Source organism: Aeromicrobium sp. (genome assembly GCF_049586495.1).
In the GTDB taxonomy this organism is placed as follows: domain Bacteria; phylum Actinomycetota; class Actinomycetes; order Propionibacteriales; family Nocardioidaceae; genus Aeromicrobium.
This window is the reverse complement of record NZ_JBAVCB010000194.1, coordinates 1-17,051: the sequence shown is the minus strand read 5'-3', so window position 1 is coordinate 17,051 and position 17,051 is coordinate 1. Positions and strand designations below refer to the sequence as shown.

The window sequence follows — 17,051 nt, the reverse complement described above, 5'->3', positions numbered from 1 at the left end:
CGCAACCATCGGACAAGTCCTAAAGTTGTGGCGTGGCCAATGTGATCCAAGCGCGTCGCTCGACTGTCGCCCACAAGTACGCGATGGCGGTGTCCGGTCTCATCATGCTGGGCTACCTGCTCGTGCACATGTACGGGAACCTGAAGATCTACCAGGGCCAGGAGATGTTCGACTCCTACCTCGAGGGTCTGCGGGACATGTTCTACCCGTACCTGCCGCACGACGGGGTGCTGTGGATCATCCGGGTGGTGCTCCTCGCGAGCATCCTCATTCATGCCTATGCCGCCATCACGCTGTGGCGTCGCAATCGCGTCGCCGCCGGCATCGTGGGCAACAAGCGATATCACTCCAAGCAGAACCGCAAGGGCTTCCAGCGGTCGTACGCGTCGTTCACGATGCGCTGGGGCGGCGTCACGATCGCGCTGTTCGTGGTGTTCCACCTGTTGCAGATGCTGGCGAACTCGATTCACCCCGGCGGCGCCTCGGACAGCAAGTACGAGCGCGTCGTCAACGGCTTTGAGATCTGGTGGGTCGTGCTGTTCTACACTGCGGCCCTCGTCGCCATCGGATTCCACTTGTGGCACGGGTTCTGGAGCGCGCTCACGACACTCGGACAGAACCGCAGCGACAAGCGTCGCGAGTCCACGCTCAACACGATCGCCGTCGGGCTGGCCGCGCTGCTCACGATCGGGTTCCTGCTGCCCGCCTACTCGGTCTACTTCTTCGGCTTGGGAGGCTGACATGACTGAATCGACCGACACCGACGCGGCTGCGGATTTTCACACCGTCGGGGACGAGGTCCGCGACCGCAAGGCGCCGTCCGGCCCGATCCAGGAGCGGTGGGACACCCGCAAGTTCGAGGCCAAGCTGGTCAATCCCGCCAACAAGCGCAAGCTGTCGGTCATCGTCGTGGGCACCGGTCTGGCTGGGGCATCGGCGGCTGCCACGCTCGGCGAGGCCGGCTACCAGGTGAAGAGCTTCTGCTATCAGGACAGCCCGCGGCGGGCTCACTCGATCGCAGCCCAGGGCGGCATCAACGCAGCCAAGAACTACCGCAATGACGGCGACAGCACGTACCGGCTCTTCTACGACACCATCAAGGGTGGCGACTTCCGGTCGCGCGAGTCCAACTCGTACCGTCTCGCGCAGGTGTCGGCCAACATCATCGATCAGTGCGTGGCGCAAGGCGTGCCGTTCGCTCGCGAGTACAGCGGCCTGCTGGACAATCGCTCCTTCGGCGGCGTGCAGGTCTCGCGCACCTTCTACGCTCGCGGACAGACCGGCCAGCAGCTGCTGATCGGCGCCTACCAGGCGCTGGAACGTCAGATCAGCGAAGGCACCGTGGAGATGAACACGCGCCACGAGATGCTCGACCTGATCATCATCGGGGGCCGCGCGCGCGGCGTCGTCGTGCGCAACATGGTGACCGGGGAGATCGAGACCCACATGGCGCACGCCGTGGTGCTGGCCTCGGGCGGCTACGGCAACGTCTACTACCTGTCGACCAACGCCATGGGCTGCAACGTCACCGCCACCTGGCGCGCGCACCGCAAGGGTGCTTACTTCGCCAACCCCTGCTACACGCAGATCCACCCCACCTGCATCCCCGTCAGCGGCGACTACCAGTCCAAGCTGACGCTGATGAGCGAGTCATTGCGCAACGACGGCCGCATCTGGGTGCCCAAGGCCAAGGGCGACGACCGCCCGGCCGGTGAGATCCCCGAGGATGAGCGCGACTACTACCTCGAGCGCCGCTACCCGGCCTTCGGCAACCTGGTGCCTCGCGACATCGCCTCACGAGCCGCGAAGACTGCGTGCGACGAGGGGTACGGCGTCGGGCCCGGTGGGCTCGGCGTGTACCTGGACTTCGCCGACGCCATCGAGCGCCTCGGCCGAGACCAGGTCGAGGCCAAGTACGGCAACTTGTTCGACATGTACGCGCAGATCACTGGCGAGAACCCGTACGAGTCGCCGATGCGCATCTACCCGGCCATCCACTACACGATGGGCGGGCTGTGGGTCGACTACGACCTGCAGAGCAACGTCTCGGGTCTCTTCGTGACCGGCGAGGCCAACTTCTCCGACCAGGGGGCCAACCGTCTGGGCGCCTCAGCGCTGATGCAGGCGCTGGCCGATGGCTACTTCGTGCTGCCGAACACGATCGGCGACTACCTGGCCACGGGCGGATTCGACGTCGTCGACGAGAATCATCCCGAGGCGGTCGCGGCTCGCGACGCCGTCACCGAGCGCATCCAGAAGCTGCTGGCCATCCAGGGCGAGCGCACGGTCGACTCCTTCCACAAGGAGCTCGGCCACATCATGTGGGAGTACTGCGGCATGGAGCGCACCGAGGGCGGTCTCATGAAGGCCATCAGCCTCATCCGTGAGCTCAAGGAAGAGTTCTGGAAGAACGTCAAGGTCACCGGCGTGAACGAGGACCTCAACCAGACCTTGGAACGCGCTGGCCGGGTCGCCGACTTCTTCGAGCTCGGTGAGCTGATGTGCATCGACGCACTGGTGCGCACCGAGTCCGCTGGCGGGCACTTTCGTGCCGAGAGCCAGACCGAGGACGGCGAGGCGATGCGCAACGACGACGAGTTCGCGCACGTGTCGGCGTGGGAGTTCAACGGAGACCAGCCCGTCCTGCACAAGGAACCACTGGAATTTGAGTACATCGAGATGAAGCAGAGGAGCTACAAGTGAACATCACCTTGCGGGTGTGGCGTCAGAGCAGCAGCGATGCCAGGGGCAAGATGGTCACGTACGGCTTGCAGGACATCAGCGAGAACATGTCCTTTCTGGAGATGCTGGATGTTCTCAACGAGCACCTCACCCTCACCGGCGACGATCCCATTGCCTTTGACCACGACTGCCGCGAGGGCATCTGCGGCTCGTGCGGAGTCGTCATCAACGGGGAGGCCCATGGGCCGCAGGTCACCACGACCTGCCAGCTGCACATGCGCAGCTTCGCCGATGGCGCGGTCATCGATGTCGAGCCGTGGCGTGCTGGCGCGTTCCCCGTGGTCAAGGATCTGGTCGTGGACCGCTCGGCGTTCGACCGCATCATCCAGGCCGGCGGCTTCATCAGCGCACCGACCGGATCGGCTCCCGACGCCCACGCCGTCCCCGTGCCCAAGAAGGACGCCGATCACGCCTTCGACGCGGCGACCTGCATCGGCTGCGGCGCCTGCGTGGCGGCGTGCCCCAACGGCTCCGGAATGCTGTTCACTGCCGCCAAGATCACGCACCTCGGTCTGATGCCGCAGGGCCAGCCCGAGCGCGACTCTCGGGTGGTGGGCATGATCAACGCCCACGACGACGAGGGCTTCGGCGGCTGCACCAACATCGGCGAGTGCGCCTCGGCGTGCCCCAAGGAGATCCCGCTCGACACGATCAGCCGGCTGAACCGCGATCTGCTCAGCGCGTTGGCGGCTGGCGAGGTCTAGCCGCTGGCTCAGCACGATGGGCGTGCCGGTAGCGGCGCCCTAGCTGGCCGTCACTGCGCGGATGCCGACGGCGGTCTTCCCTGGCTCGGTCACTGATGGGTCTGCACTCGATCGGGCCTGCTGTACACGACCATCGAGGTGCCGCGAAGAAAACCGACGACGGTCAGACCGGTTTCTTCGGCCAGCTCGATGGCCAGGGACGAAGGAGCTGAGACGGCCGCGAGCACGGGGATGCCGGCCATGGAGGCTTTCTGCACCAGCTCGAAGCTGGCGCGGCCTGACACCATCAGCACGACTCCGGTCAGCGGCAGCTTGTCCTGTCCCACCGCCCAGCCGACGACCTTGTCGACCGCATTGTGGCGCCCGACATCCTCGCGCAGCACGAGCAGCTCCCCGGTGCGTCCGTCAAAGAGGGCAGCGGCGTGCACCCCTCCGGTGCGTTCGAAGACGTCTTGGCCCGATCGCAGCCGGTGCGGCAGCATCGTCAGCAGTGTCGCTTCGACCCGGATGTCGTCAGCGTCAACGGGGTGTGAGGACGAGGTGCGTACCGCGTCGATGCTTGCCTTGCCACAGACGCCGCACGAGCTGCTGGTGTAGACGTGCCTGGCCAGATCGACGCTGGGTGGCTCGACGCCTGGCGCGAGGGCGACGTCAAGGACGTTGTAGGTGTTGCGTCCGTCGTCGTCGACACCAGAGCAGTACCGGATGATCTGCACGTCGTCCCGGGTGGTGACGACACCCTCGGACACCAGAAACCCGGTGGCCAGCTCGAAATCGTGACCCGGGGTGCGCATCGTGATGCTGAACGAAGACCCGGCCACCCGGATCTCCAACGGTTCTTCGACCGCGAGCACGTCCTCGCGCTCGACCATCGATCCTTGGCCGACGACCACGCGTGAGACGCGCCGACGCGCGGTGATCCGACCCATGACTCATGACTACCACGAGTGACAGCGTGACGCTCAGGTGCGGACCGGTATTCGCACCGTGCACAGTGGGGTCGTGGACTTCGACGCGATCATTCTCACCGGCGGTACGGGCCAGCGCCTGGGCGGCGTCGACAAGGCGGCGCTGCGCGTCGATGGAACCTCCCTGCTGGAGCGCACGCTCGACGCGGTGTCCGCAGCGCAGGGAGTCGTGCTGGTCGGGGGACGACAGGCCGGGGATGCTGACGAGCGGATCACTGTGGTGCGCGAACAACCTGCCGGTGGTGGACCGGCGGCCGCCATCGGCGCTGGCGTGAACGCCTTGGACGGCAGCTCGTCGGTCGTCGTGGTGGTGGCGTGCGACATGCCGGGAATCGCCTCGGCGATCCCCGTGCTGCTCCATGCGCTCGCCTCGACCCCGGAGGCCGATGGCGTGCTGGCTCGCGACGGCCACCAGATCCAGTACCTCGTCGGCGCCCACCGCTCGGCAGCGATGAGGGCAGCCGTCCAGAGCCATGACACTCTGCATGGGTCTTCGGTGCGGGCGTTGATGGACGCACTCGCCCTGCACGTCGTCGACGTGCCGACGGGAAGCACCGCAGACATCGACACGTGGGAGGACGCCGCCACCGCAGGAGCTTCTCTCGATTCCACCGGCGACGCGTGAGCACAACGTGCCAGACAGCCGCTGCGGGGCTAGCGTGGCGTCATGCATGTGGAGCGCACCTTCATCGTCAACCGGCCCATCGACGAGGTCTTCGACTACCTCAGCGACTTCGAGAACACGCAGGAATGGGATCCCGGAACGCTCGAGACGACCCGGACCGAGGGTGATGGGGGACTCGGGACCACGTACCGGAACCGTTCATCCTTCATGGGTCGCGAGGTCGAGCTGACCTACCGGACGATCGGTTTCGATCGTCCGACCTTCTTCTCCTGTCAGGGCACCAACAAGACCGCGACGGCCACGGACACCATGACATTCACCCGCGAGGGCGAACGCACGCAGATCCAGTACCGCGCCGACTTCGAGTTCCACGGTGTCGTCAAGTTCATCGCGCCCTTGATCGTCAAGCCGAAGCTGTCCGCGCTGGCCGACGAGACGATCGAGCAGATCGCTGACGCACTCGAGGCGTAAACTGGCCCGATGCCCCTGTCGGACTCACTCGCTCACTCGATCGAGGTCGTCACGCCCGACCTCATCGAGCTCAGGCGTTCTCTGCACGCCTACCCCGAGCTGTCGTGGGCCGAGGAGCGCACCACGGACGTGGTCGCGAGCTGGATGGACAAGCTGGGCATCACGTACGAGCGCTTCGAGGGCACCGGACTGATGGCTGAGGTGGGGCCGTCGGAGGGCCCCATCGTGGCGTTGCGTGCTGACCTGGACGCACTCCCGGTCGACGACACCACCCAGGACCCGTGGCGGTCCAGCATCCCCGGCGTCGCCCACGCCTGCGGCCACGATCTGCATGTCTCCGCGCTGATCGGTGCCGCCGTGGCGCTGTCCGAGGCGCACCGTCGCGAGCCGCTGCCCAACCGGGTGCGGCTGATCTTCCAGCCCGCGGAGGAAGTCATGCCCGGCGGCGCGCTGCGGCTGGTGTCCGAGGGCGCCCTGAAAGGCGTCTCGCGGATCTTCGCCCTGCACTGCGATCCCTCCCTCGACGTCGGCCAGGTGGGATTGCGCGAGGGTGCCATCACCGCGGCCGCCGACCGCATCCACGTGGTGCTGTCAGGTCGGGGCGGCCACACCTCGCGGCCGCACCTGACCGAGGACCTCACCTACGCTCTCGGCACCTTGTTGACCCAGCTGCCCGCGGTGTTGTCGCGACGTTTCGATCCGCGCGCCGGCGCGAGCATGGTCTGGGGCCAGGTCCGGTCGGGCCGGGCGGCCAACGTCATTCCGTCCACCGGCGAGCTCGCCGGCACCCTGCGCATGCTGGATGCGGCGGCGTGGCACGAGGCTGAGCACCTGGTACGCGGGCTGATCGCCGACATCATCGAGCCGTTCGGCGTCAGCGCCGAGGTCACGTACGTGCGGGGCGTCCCGCCGGTGGTCAACGACTTCACATCGACCGAGGTCCTGCGTCGGGCCGTGACTGAATCGGTCGGGGCAGCGGGGGTGACCAGCACGACACAGAGCCTCGGGGGAGAAGACTTCGCGTGGTACGTCGAATCCGTCCCCGGGTCGATGGGACGGCTCGGCACGCGAACTCCGGGCGGACCCACCTACGACCTGCATCAAGGCAACCTGCGAGTCGACGAGCGAGCCATCGCCATCGGCGCCACCGTGTTGGCGACCGCCGCCGTCAGCTGAGCGGCGCGGGTTACAAATCGGTATCGCCGGACCCAATGTGAGACGCACGACACCCGCGCCGACTAGGGTCGGCACGTTGCCGGTTGTGCCGGCTCTCGTATCGAGGAGGAAAAGTGCGTCGATTGACCCAAGCCACCGCCATTGCGGCCGTGGCCATGCTCGTGTTTGCGGGTTGTGGAAAGAAAACCGATGACTCCGCTGGCGACAAGGCCAGCACAGATGACTGCGTCGAGGTCGACTCGACCAAGAAGGTCGGCATGGCCTTCGACGTCGGCGGACGCGGCGACCAGTCGTTCAACGACTCCGCTGCCAAGGGCCTCGACAAGGCTGCCTGCGAGCTGGGCTTTGACGTCCAGACTGCTGAAGCCCAGGACGGCGAAGCAGAGTCGGCTCGTGAGGGTCGCCTGCAGCAGCTCGTCGACGCGGGCTTCAACCCGGTCATCGCCGTGGGCTTCGCCTACTCGGCTTCGGTCGGCAAGATCGCTGCCGCGAACCCTGAGGTCGACTTCGCCATCGTCGATGACGGGGTCGAGGGCGACAACATCGCCAACCTGCTGTTCGCCGAGGAGCAGGGCTCGTTCCTGGTCGGCGCCGCAGCGGCGCTGAAGTCCGAGTCCGGCAACATCGGCTTCGTCGGTGGCGTCGAGGTGCCGCTGATCGTGAAATTCGAAGCGGGCTACAAGGCCGGCGCCACGGCCGTCAACCCGGACATCGAGATCCAGTCGCGCTACCTGACTCAGCCGCCGGACTTCAGTGGCTTCGGCGACCCGGCCAAGGGCAAGGCAACGGCCGAGGGCATGTTCGACAAGGGTGCTGACGTCGTCTACCACGCTGCCGGCGGTTCAGGCGGCGGTGTCTTCGAGGCAGCCGCAGCAGCTGGCGGCAAGGCCATCGGAGTCGACTCCGACCAGGCCCTCACGGCTGACGCTTCGGTCAAGGACGTCATCTTGACCTCGATGTTGAAGAACATCGACGTCGCGGTGTTCACCTACCTGAGCGAGGTTGACGGCGGAACGGCCCCCACCGGACCGACCGTCTACGACCTCTCCGTCGACGGCGTTGGCTACTCCACCACGGGTGGACAGGTCGACGACATCAAGGAGAAGCTCGACGAGTACAAGCAGCAGATCGTGGACGGAACCATTAAGGTCCCCACCTCCTGATCTGACCAACGAGGCCCGGGTCCCGCGCGATAGCGTGGGCCCGGGCCGAGTTGTCCCCACACACCATGAAGTGGAGTAGACGGTGAACACCACCACGACGAGGGCTGATCACGACGTTGTCGTCCGTCTGCGCGGGATCGGCAAGACCTTTCCGGGCGTCGTCGCCAATCACGATGTGAACATCGAGGTGCGACGAGGCACCGTGCACGCCATCGTCGGGGAGAACGGCGCCGGCAAGTCGACGCTGATGAAGATCCTCTACGGCGTCCAGAAGCCGGATTCGGGGATCATCGAGATCAATGGCGCCGCCGTGAACCTCGGATCTCCCTCGGACGCGATCGAAGCCGGCGTGGGCATGGTGTTCCAGCACTTCATGCTGGCCGACAACCTCACGGTCCTGGAGAACGTGGTGCTGGGCTCGGAGAAGCTGCACGGCATCGGCGCTGCGGCCCGCGCCGAGATCTCTCGCATCTCCGACGCCTACGGGCTGGACATCCACCCCGATGCGATGGTGGCCGACCTGGGCGTTGGCGCCCGCCAACGCATCGAGATTCTCAAGGTGCTCTACCGCGGCGCCAAGATCATCATCTTGGACGAGCCGACCGCCGTTCTCGTTCCGCAGGAGGTCGACGCCTTGTTCGACAATCTACGCGAGCTCAAGGACGAGGGCCTCGCGGTCATCTTCATCTCCCACAAGCTCGACGAGGTGCTGTCGGTCGCGGACACCGTCACGGTGGTGCGCCGTGGCACGACGATCGACACGGTCGCCGCCAGCAGCGTCACCTCGCATGAGCTGGCTGAGCTGATGGTCGGGTCAGAGCTTCCCAGCCCGAGCACGGCGGAGTCGACCGTCACCACCGAGGTCATCCTTCAGGCGGAGGGTCTGACCATGCCCGGGCCCAGCCGAGAACTGCTCTCGGACGTGTCGTTCACGATCCACGCCGGGGAGATCCTGGGCATTGCTGGTGTCGAGGGCAACGGCCAGTCCGAGCTGGTCGAGGCCGTCATGGGCATGCGATCCCTTGCCGCTGGCAGCATCTCGGTGGATGGGGTCGACATCGCTGGCCGCTCGACCCGCGAGCGGCGCGAGTCAGGCATCGGCTACATCCCCGAGGACCGCCACCGGCACGGGCTCTTGCTGGAAGCCCCCCTGTGGGAGAACCGCATTCTGGGCCATCAGACCCGGGAGCCGAATGTCTCCGGACCCTTGATCGATCGCGCTGGGGCACGAGCAGACACGCAGCGCATCGTCGAGGAGTACGACGTCCGCACTCCCGGCATCGACGTGCTGGCGCGCGCCCTGTCCGGCGGCAACCAGCAAAAGCTCATCATCGGCCGCGAGATGAGCGGTTCGCCTCAGCTCCTGGTGGCGTCCCACCCCACCCGCGGCGTCGACGTCGGTGCTCAGGCGGCCATCTGGGAGCACATCAAGCGGGCCCGGCACGACGGCCTGGCGGTCTTGCTGATCTCGGCTGACCTCGACGAGCTGATCGGCTTGTCCGACACGATCCAGGTGATCTTGCGCGGCCGGATGGTCGGTACGTTCGACCCGGCCACGGTCACCACCCAAGAACTCGGCTCAGCCATGACGGGAGCAACAGCGTGAAGAACGAACGCGTCGCGCGATTGACGCTCGTCCTGGGCGCACCAGCGTTGGCGATCGTGGCGGCCTTCCTCATCACCAGCTTGGTCCTGGTGCTGGCTGGCGACTCCGTCAGCGGCGTGTGGGGTCAGATCCTCAGCCTGCCCAGCAGCCGTGGCGTGGTGAACATCATCAACTCGGCCAGCGTCTACTACCTCTCGGCGGTGGCCGTCGCCATCGGTTTTCGAATGAATCTGTTCAACATCGGCGTCGACGGTCAGTATCGCGTGGCGTCCTTCGCCGCCGCAGTCGTGGCGGGCGAGGCGTGGCTCCCGGGACACCTCAACACGGTCTTCGCGGTCTTCGCCGCGATGTTGGTGGGCGCGGCGTGGGCCGGCATCGCCGGCCTCCTGCGCGTCACCCGGGGTGTCAGCGAGGTCATCTCGACGATCATGCTCAACGCCATCGCCACCGCGCTCGTGGCCTACTTGTTGCGCAAGGCCGCAGTCGACAACGAGGGCAGCAACATCACCGCGACCAAGCAGATCCCTGAGAGCAGCTGGATTCCCGGTTTCAGGCTTGGGGACTCACCCAACGAGGTCTACGGGTTCGTCTTCCTCGCGATCCTGGTGGGGCTGGTCTACGGATTCGTCATCAACCGGACCCGATTTGGCTTCGACCTGCGGGCCACGGGCAAGTCGGAGACGGCTGCTGTCGCCAGCGGCATCAACGTCAAGCGCATGGGCCTCATCGCGATGTTGCTGTCAGGCGCGATTGCCGGGCTGGTGGGGTTGCCCATCCTGCTGGGCGACGCACATTCCTACGGCTCCACCTTCCAGTCCGGCCTCGGCTTCGCCGGTATCGCCATCGCCCTGCTGGGCCGCAACCACCCCGTGGGCATCGGACTGGGGGCGTTGCTGTTCGCCTTCCTGGACGAGCAGTCCAATCCGCTGCAGATCCTGCTAGACGTGTCGCCCGACATCGTCAAGATCACCCAGGGAGTCATCGTGCTCACCGTGGTCATCGCCTACGAGGTCGTCAGACGTTACAGCGCCAGCAGGGAACAGCAGCAGGTGGCGTCGGCGCTCGACTCTGAGGACAAGGAGGTGTCGGCATGAGTGTCATCCAGTCACCCGTCTCCGCCCCCGTGACCTCCGGCTCGCGCTGGAGTTACGCCAAGGTCCTGCTGCTGATCGCCGCGTTCCTGGTGCTCATCTCAGCCGTCCGCATCATCACGGGGGTCAACGACCTCAACTCCTCCGGCACGGTGCGAGCCACGCTCATCGCCGCCATCCCGATCGGCATGGCCGGCCTCGGCGGACTGTGGTCCGAACGCGCCGGCATCGTCAACATCGGCCTCGAGGGCATGATGGTGCTCGGCACCTTCGGCGCCGGCTACTTCGGCTACTTCTACGGTCCGTGGCAGGGCGTCGTCGGTGCCATCGTGCTGGGCGCTGCGGGAGGTCTGCTGCACGCCCTCGCCACGGTGACGTTCGGTGTCGACCACATCGTCTCCGGCGTTGCCCTCAACATCATCGCGTTGGGTGCCGTGCAGTATTTGGCCGTGCTGGCCTTCACCGGCGTGCCCGGAGGCGGACAGACGCAGTCGCCGCCCATTGACAATCTGCCAGCAATCTCGATCGACGCACTCTCCCAACCCCTCGGCGAGCTGGAGCAACGACACTGGTTCGTGGTCTCCGACGTCGCCTCGATCCTGCGTGCGCTGGTCACCAACTTGTCGGTGCTGACCCTGCTGTGCCTGCTGCTGTTCTTCGCCACCTGGTGGATCTTGTGGAAGACGCCGTTCGGTCTGCGCCTGCGCTCGTGCGGTGAGAACCCGGCAGCCGCCGAGTCGTTGGGCGTCAACGTCATCCGGTACAAATTCTCCGCCGTGATGGTGTCGGGTGGTCTGGCCGGTCTCGGCGGTGGCTTCCTGGCACTGGTTGCCGCCAGCCAGTTCCGCGACGGGCAGACCGGTGGCCGTGGCTACATCGGTCTGGCCGCCATGATCTTCGGCAACTGGCGCCCTTCGGGTCTGCTGACTGGCTCGATCCTGTTCGGCTACACCGACACCTTGCGTCTGCGTGGAGGTGGCGACACGGTGCACGGCCTGCTCCTGCTGGCCGCGGTTGCTCTCGTGATCCTGGCCGTCTGGCAGTGGCGCAAGCATGGCCAGCGCGCTGCGCTGGTCACCGCCCTGCTGGGGGTTGCCGTCGCCGTGGGCTACGCCGTCACGGCATCGGTACCCGAGGACCTCACGGGCATGACCCCGTACGTCACCACCTTGTTGGTGCTGGCGTTGTTCTCCCAACAGCTGCGCATGCCAGCCGCTGATGGGCAGCCGTATCGCAAGGGCAGTGCAGGATGACCGTGCCGATGGGCTTGGGAATCACCGGGCCGGACGCGCCGGTCGACTGGGATGCGCTGCGCCGGTACGCCATCGAGGTCATGGGCCGGGCCTATGCGCCGTACTCGAACTTCAAGGTCGGGGTTGCCGGGCTGGTTGACGACGGGCGGGTCGTGCTGGGCTGCAACGTGGAGAACGCCGCGTACGGCGTCGCGTTGTGTGCCGAGTGCGGCATGGTCTCGGCGCTGCACGCCACGGGCGGTGGACGTCTGCGGGCAGTGGCCTGCGTCAATGCTGACGGCGAACCGCTGATGCCGTGTGGCCGGTGCCGCCAGCTCCTGTGGGAGAACGGCGGTCCCGAGATGCAGCTGATGACCCCTCGCGGAGTCCAGACGATGTCCGAGGTGTTGCCCGATGCCTTCGGCGCGGACGACCTCACGTGACCCCAGGCCTGACCGGCCCTGCCTTTGTCGCTGACCCGTACCCCACGTTGACGGCGCTGCGCGCCGAAGGGCCAGTGGTCGCTGGTGACGGGCAATGGTTCGCCACCACGCACCACGCGGTCAGTCAGGTGCTCCGGCACCGATCCTTTGGACGGCTGTGGACCGATCACGAGCCTCGCGACGCGATGGAGCCGTTCAACACCCTGCACCGCAACCAGATGATGGAAAACGAGGGTGAAACGCATCGCCGATTGAGGAAGCTGGTCTCGTCGGCCTTTGGCCGCGGTCACGTGGAGCGCATGCGCCCCCGCGTCGAGGCGCTGGCCGCAGAGATGGTCGGCCGCCTGGGCGACTCGTTCGACGTGCTGGCGGAGTACGCCGAACCCATGCCTGTGTACGTCATCGCCGACCTGCTCGGCGTGCCGCGCGAGGACGAGGCGTTCCTGCGAGCCTGGTCGCAGGCGATCGTGCACATGTACGAGCCCGACGTCCCCGAGTCCACCCGCGCCGCTGCTGTCACCGCATCGGAGCACTTCGCGGAGTACGTCCGCGGCGTCATCGACCATCGGCGCGCCAACCCCGGCCCCGATCTGATCACCGATCTGCTGGCGGCGCGTGACGCCGGGATGGCACTGAGCGACGACGAGCTCGTCGCCTCGATCGTCTTGTTGCTGAACGCCGGGCACGAGGCATCGGTCAACGCATTCGGCAACGGGCTGCACGCGCTGCTGTCCGCCCCAAGCCAGCTGCGGCGCATCACGTCGGGCGAGGTCTCGGTCGACACGGCGCTGGAGGAGCTGCTCCGCTTCGACGCTCCATTGCAGTTGTTCCAGCGGACCGCCACCGAAGACGTGCAGATCGCCGGGGTGGGCATCGCCGCCGGCGAGACCGTTTCGTGCCTGATGGGGTCGGCCAACCGGGATGAGGCGGTCTTCCAGCACGCCGATCAGCTCGACGTGGGCCGCGACCCGAACCCACACGTCGGTTTCGGCATGGGCCGTCACTTCTGCTTGGGCGCACCGCTGGCCCGGATGGAGCTGCAGATCAGCCTGACGGCACTGCTCGACCGATTTCCTCGACTGATGCTCGTCGGCGAGGCGCCGCGCCGCCCCACCTGGGTGCTCCGCGGCTTCGAGAGCATCGAGGTCGGCGCATGACCGCCAACTCGTCGGTCAACACAGGAGAGGCAGAGGCATGAGTGAACAGTTCGACGCGGTGGAAGTGATAGCGGCGAAGCGGGATCGTCATGATTTGAGCGATGCGCAGATCGACTGGGTGGTCGACGCCTACACCCGCGGTGTCGTGGCTGACGAGCAGATGTCAGCCCTGGCCATGGCGATCTTGCTCAACGGGATGAACCGCCGCGAGATCTCCCGCTGGACCAACGCCATGATCGCCAGCGGCGAACGGATGGACTTCTCGTCACTCTCACGTCCCACCGCCGACAAGCACTCCACCGGCGGGGTCGGTGACAAGATCACCCTGCCGCTGGCTCCGCTGGTGGCGGCCTGCGGTGTGGCGGTGCCGCAGCTGTCCGGCCGTGGCCTCGGGCACACGGGTGGCACCCTCGACAAGCTGGAAGCCATCCCCGGCTGGCGGGCCTCGCTGAGCAACGCCGAGATGATGGCTCAGCTCGAGGAGGTAGGCGCGGTCATCTGCGCCGCCGGCGCGGGTCTGGCGCCCGCTGACAAGAAGCTGTACGCGCTGCGTGACGTGACCGGCACGGTCGAAGCGATACCACTGATCGCCAGCTCGATCATGAGCAAGAAGATCGCCGAGGGGACAGGGGCGCTCGTCCTCGACGTCAAGGTCGGATCCGGTGCGTTCATGAAGAACGAGAATCAGGCCCGGGAGCTCGCCGAGACGATGGTGGGCCTGGGCACCGACGCCGGAGTGAAGACGGTCGCGCTGCTCACCGACATGTCCACGCCGCTCGGCCGCACGGCCGGAAATGCCTGCGAGATCGCCGAGTCGGTCGAGGTGCTCGCTGGTGGCGGTCCCGCCGATGTCGTCGAGCTGACGGTCGCGCTGGCCCGCGAGATGCTGCAGGCGGCTGGCCGCGTGGACGTGGATCCAGCCGACGTCCTTGCCTCGGGCCGCGCGATGGACACGTGGAAGGCGATGATCCGGGCGCAGGACGGCGATCCTGATGCCCCGCTCCCGGTGGCGCGCGAGACGCACGACGTGCTGGCAGCGACGGACGGCGTGCTGACCCGGCTCGATGCGATGGCGGTCGGTGTGGCAGCGTGGCGTCTTGGAGCGGGCCGATCTCGCCCCGGCGAGGTCGTGCAGGCGGCTGCCGGCGTGGTGATGCATGCCAAGCCCGGCGACACCGTGCGAGCGGGGGATCCCCTGCTGACACTGCACACCGACACCCCCGATCGATTCGAGCGCGCGGTTGAGGCGCTCGCGGGCGGGTACGACATCGGGGCCGAACCGGCCCCCGCACGATCGGTCGTCATCGACCGGATCACCTGAACACCATGGGAGAAACATGCGGATCCTGAATGATCGTGACGAGATCGCGGCGGCGGTCGGCGAGGAGCTCGGCGTCAGCGAGTGGGTGGGCATCAACCAGGAGCGCATCGACCTGTTCGCCGACGCCACCGGCGACCGTCAGTGGATCCACATCGATCCCGAGCGCGCTGCCGACGGCCCGTTCGGCGGCACCATCGCCCACGGCTACCTGACGCTGTCGATGCTCCCCAGCCTGGGCGCTCAGGTCTTCGCCTTCGCCGGCCACCTCGCGCGAGTCAACTACGGCCTGAACAAGGTTCGCTTCGTTGCTCCCGTCACGGTGGACGCCATGGTGCGCGACCGCGTGACGGTGCTCGAGGTCAAAGACCTCGACCGCGGCCAGCAGGTCACGTTGCAGCACACCGTCGAGATCAAGGGCAACGACCGACCGGCATGCGTCGCCGAGACGGTCACCCTCCTCATGCCGTCCTGATCGACGTGCCACGATGAGCAGGTGACGCTGACACCTGAACTGATCCGCCTGGCCCCCAAGGTCGCCCTTCACGAGCATCTGGACGGTGGCCTCCGCCCCGCGACGATCGCCGACATTGCTGCGGAGATCGGCCACGACCTCCCTGCCGACGGTGCCGATGCTCTCGGCGTGTGGTTCGAGGAGTCGTCCAGCTCGGGATCGTTGGAGCGCTACCTCGAGACCTTTGTGCACACCGTCGCGGTGATGCAACGCGCCGAGGACCTGACGAGGGTCGCCTGCGAGGCCGTCATCGACCTCGCTGCCGACGGATGTGTGTACGCCGAGCTCCGCTGGGCTCCGGAGCAGCACCAGGCTGCCGGACTGTCGATGCGCGAGGCTGTCGAAGCCGTTCAGCGCGGCATCGAGCAGGGCCAACAGGAGGCGTCCCGACCGATCGTGGTGGGCCAGCTGCTCACCGCCATGCGGCACGCCATGCGTGGGTTGGAGGTCGCCGAGATCGCGGTCGAGTACCGCGACCGCGGCGTGGCCGGCTTCGACATCGCGGGCGCCGAGGACGGGTTCCCGCCGATCCTGCACCTCCAGGCCTTTGAGTACCTGCGGGAGAACAACGCCCACTTCACGATCCACGCAGGCGAGGCATTCGGCCTTCCGTCGATCTGGCAGGCCATTCAGCGCTGCGGCGCAGAACGGCTCGGACACGGGGTACGCATCGTGGACGACATCGATTTCGACGCTCCGGGCGGCCCGCGGCTCGGTGACCTCGCCGCCTACATTCGCGACTGTCGCATCCCGCTGGAGATGTGCCCGTCCTCGAACCTGCAGACCAACGCCGTGCACGGCATGTCGTCGATCGCTGACCACCCGATCGGGCCGCTGAAGGATCTCGGGTTCCGGGTGACGGTCAACTGCGACAACCGATTGATGAGCGGCACGTCGATGTCGCGGGAGTTCGAGCTGCTGGTCGACGCCTTCGGCTACGGCCTCGACGACATGCAGTGGTTCACCATCAACGCCATGAAGAGCGCCTTCCTGGCGTTCGACCGCCGCCTCGGTCTGATCAACGAGGTCATCAAGCCGGGCTACGCCGCCCTCCGCTGACTCCAGCTGGGGAATCAGGCGAGCAGGTGCTTGGCCTGTCGTGGCGACATGGGTTCGCAGCCGCGGGCCACGGCGTCGGCGACGATGCGCGGCTCATCCTGCAGGAGGCGCCAGCCGCGGCGCACCAGCACCCACGGTGGCTTGCGACCCTCCCGCAGATCACGGATCAGACGCAGCGCGAACGTCACCAGTCGGGGGCGTCGCAGGCAGATGGCGCGGTCCAGCACCCCGGCCACGCGGCAGGCGTCGACGATGACCGGCGCGAACAATCCCTCAGCGATGAACCGTCCGTCCGGCACCTCGAGCGCCCGCGATCCCGTGCGACGACTGGTGGCGATGTCGTAGACCGGCACCTCGGCGTGCCCTGACGCGCACAGCTCGGCGATCGTCGCCACGGCTGCGGAGGCGTCCCACGACCGGGAGTCGTCCCAGTCGATGATGCCCAACGTGGACCGCGGCATGTCGGGAGCATCGATGTCGCGGTAGAAGTCGTCGAGCCGCAGGACCGGCCAGCCCAGCACCGAGCCCAAGTGGGACTTGCCAGACCCCGACGGTCCGGCCACGATCACGACTCCCATGTGCCGAGCCGAGGCCGCCTGCGGCCGAGCGTCGAGGCACGCCAGCGCAGCGTGAGCGTGATGCGGCGAAGCCGCCCGCCTGCGAGGCGCGGTGAGGCGGCGATCGCTGCGCGACCACTCGGCGTCACCACGCCTCGGCCTCGTTCCTCGGCCTCACAGTCGCTTCGCTCCTTGGCGAGCAGTGGATCGCACGCGGCCTCGGCT

18 protein-coding genes are annotated in these 17,051 nt (G+C 66.9%); 15 read left to right on the top strand and 3 right to left on the bottom strand.

The features are described 5' to 3' along the window. The first annotated feature begins 32 nt into the window (after positions 1-32). Genes WB508_RS10255 through WB508_RS10245 form a run of 3 tightly spaced genes read left to right on the top strand, consistent with a single transcriptional unit; the run spans position 33 to position 3,446 of the window. Complete coding sequence (locus WB508_RS10255) at positions 33-740, top strand: succinate dehydrogenase cytochrome b subunit (RefSeq protein ID WP_423844785.1); 708 nt, start codon at positions 33-35, stop codon at positions 738-740. Between the two features lies 1 nt (position 741). Further along, complete coding sequence (locus WB508_RS10250; protein ID WP_423844784.1) at positions 742-2,703, top strand: fumarate reductase/succinate dehydrogenase flavoprotein subunit; 1,962 nt, start codon at positions 742-744, stop codon at positions 2,701-2,703. Continuing rightward, positions 2,700-3,446, top strand: a complete 747-nt coding sequence (locus WB508_RS10245; protein WP_423844783.1) for a succinate dehydrogenase/fumarate reductase iron-sulfur subunit — start codon at positions 2,700-2,702, stop codon at positions 3,444-3,446. The genes WB508_RS10250 and WB508_RS10245 overlap by 4 nt, the downstream gene beginning before the upstream one ends. Before the next feature lie 89 nt (positions 3,447-3,535). Here WB508_RS10245 and fdhD read toward each other — a convergent pair whose 3' ends face one another. Then, on the bottom strand, positions 3,536-4,375 hold the full coding sequence (gene fdhD / locus WB508_RS10240) for a formate dehydrogenase accessory sulfurtransferase FdhD (RefSeq protein WP_423844782.1): 840 nt from the start codon (positions 4,373-4,375) through the stop codon (positions 3,536-3,538). A 73-nt stretch (positions 4,376-4,448) separates the two neighbouring features. Here fdhD and mobA point away from each other — a divergent pair, with 73 nt between their 5' ends. From mobA to WB508_RS10180, 12 genes are all read left to right on the top strand, one after another. Beyond that, positions 4,449-5,039 (top strand): molybdenum cofactor guanylyltransferase, encoded by a 591-nt coding sequence (gene mobA / locus WB508_RS10235; RefSeq protein WP_423844781.1) that lies wholly within the window; start codon positions 4,449-4,451, stop codon positions 5,037-5,039. Positions 5,040-5,081: 42 nt separating this feature from the next. Further along, a complete protein-coding gene (locus WB508_RS10230) occupies positions 5,082-5,510 on the top strand; it encodes an SRPBCC family protein (protein ID WP_423844780.1) in 429 nt (142 codons plus the stop codon). 9 nt (positions 5,511-5,519) lie between these two features. Next, positions 5,520-6,686 carry an amidohydrolase gene (locus WB508_RS10225; RefSeq protein ID WP_423844779.1) on the top strand — a complete coding sequence of 389 codons (1,167 nt, stop codon included), beginning with the start codon at positions 5,520-5,522 and terminating at the stop codon, positions 6,684-6,686. Between the two features lie 113 nt (positions 6,687-6,799). After that, positions 6,800-7,849 carry a BMP family lipoprotein gene (locus WB508_RS10220; RefSeq protein WP_423844778.1) on the top strand — a complete coding sequence of 350 codons (1,050 nt, stop codon included), beginning with the start codon at positions 6,800-6,802 and terminating at the stop codon, positions 7,847-7,849. A gap of 82 nt (positions 7,850-7,931) precedes the next feature. Beyond that, on the top strand, positions 7,932-9,455 hold the full coding sequence (locus tag WB508_RS10215) for an ABC transporter ATP-binding protein (RefSeq protein ID WP_423844777.1): 1,524 nt from the start codon (positions 7,932-7,934) through the stop codon (positions 9,453-9,455). Continuing rightward, complete coding sequence (locus tag WB508_RS10210) at positions 9,452-10,549, top strand: ABC transporter permease (protein ID WP_423844776.1); 1,098 nt, start codon at positions 9,452-9,454, stop codon at positions 10,547-10,549. The genes WB508_RS10215 and WB508_RS10210 overlap by 4 nt, the downstream gene beginning before the upstream one ends. Further along, on the top strand, positions 10,546-11,799 hold the full coding sequence (locus tag WB508_RS10205) for an ABC transporter permease (RefSeq protein ID WP_423844775.1): 1,254 nt from the start codon (positions 10,546-10,548) through the stop codon (positions 11,797-11,799). Before WB508_RS10210 ends, WB508_RS10205 begins: the two co-directional genes overlap by 4 nt. An 8-nt stretch (positions 11,800-11,807) precedes the next feature. Continuing rightward, positions 11,808-12,221: a cytidine deaminase gene (locus WB508_RS10200; RefSeq protein WP_423844774.1), complete on the top strand. Its 414-nt coding sequence runs from the start codon at positions 11,808-11,810 to the stop codon at positions 12,219-12,221. Further along, positions 12,218-13,378 carry a cytochrome P450 gene (locus WB508_RS10195; RefSeq protein ID WP_423844773.1) on the top strand — a complete coding sequence of 387 codons (1,161 nt, stop codon included), beginning with the start codon at positions 12,218-12,220 and terminating at the stop codon, positions 13,376-13,378. The genes WB508_RS10200 and WB508_RS10195 overlap by 4 nt, the downstream gene beginning before the upstream one ends. Before the next feature lie 37 nt (positions 13,379-13,415). Further along, positions 13,416-14,699, top strand: coding sequence for a thymidine phosphorylase (locus WB508_RS10190; protein WP_423844772.1), 1,284 nt, complete (start codon positions 13,416-13,418; stop codon positions 14,697-14,699). A gap of 16 nt (positions 14,700-14,715) precedes the next feature. Next, a complete protein-coding gene (locus WB508_RS10185; RefSeq protein ID WP_423844771.1) occupies positions 14,716-15,171 on the top strand; it encodes a MaoC family dehydratase in 456 nt (151 codons plus the stop codon). A 21-nt stretch (positions 15,172-15,192) separates the two neighbouring features. Further along, on the top strand, positions 15,193-16,269 hold the full coding sequence (locus WB508_RS10180; RefSeq protein WP_423844770.1) for an adenosine deaminase: 1,077 nt from the start codon (positions 15,193-15,195) through the stop codon (positions 16,267-16,269). A 14-nt stretch (positions 16,270-16,283) separates the two neighbouring features. On the opposite strand, the gene WB508_RS10175 is transcribed toward WB508_RS10180, so the two are convergent. Further along, on the bottom strand, positions 16,284-16,847 hold the full coding sequence (locus tag WB508_RS10175; protein ID WP_423844769.1) for a uridine kinase family protein: 564 nt from the start codon (positions 16,845-16,847) through the stop codon (positions 16,284-16,286). Further along, positions 16,835-17,051: hypothetical protein (locus tag WB508_RS10170; RefSeq protein ID WP_423844768.1), on the bottom strand; the 217-nt coding region annotated here is incomplete at its 5' end. The genes WB508_RS10170 and WB508_RS10175, both read right to left, overlap by 13 nt.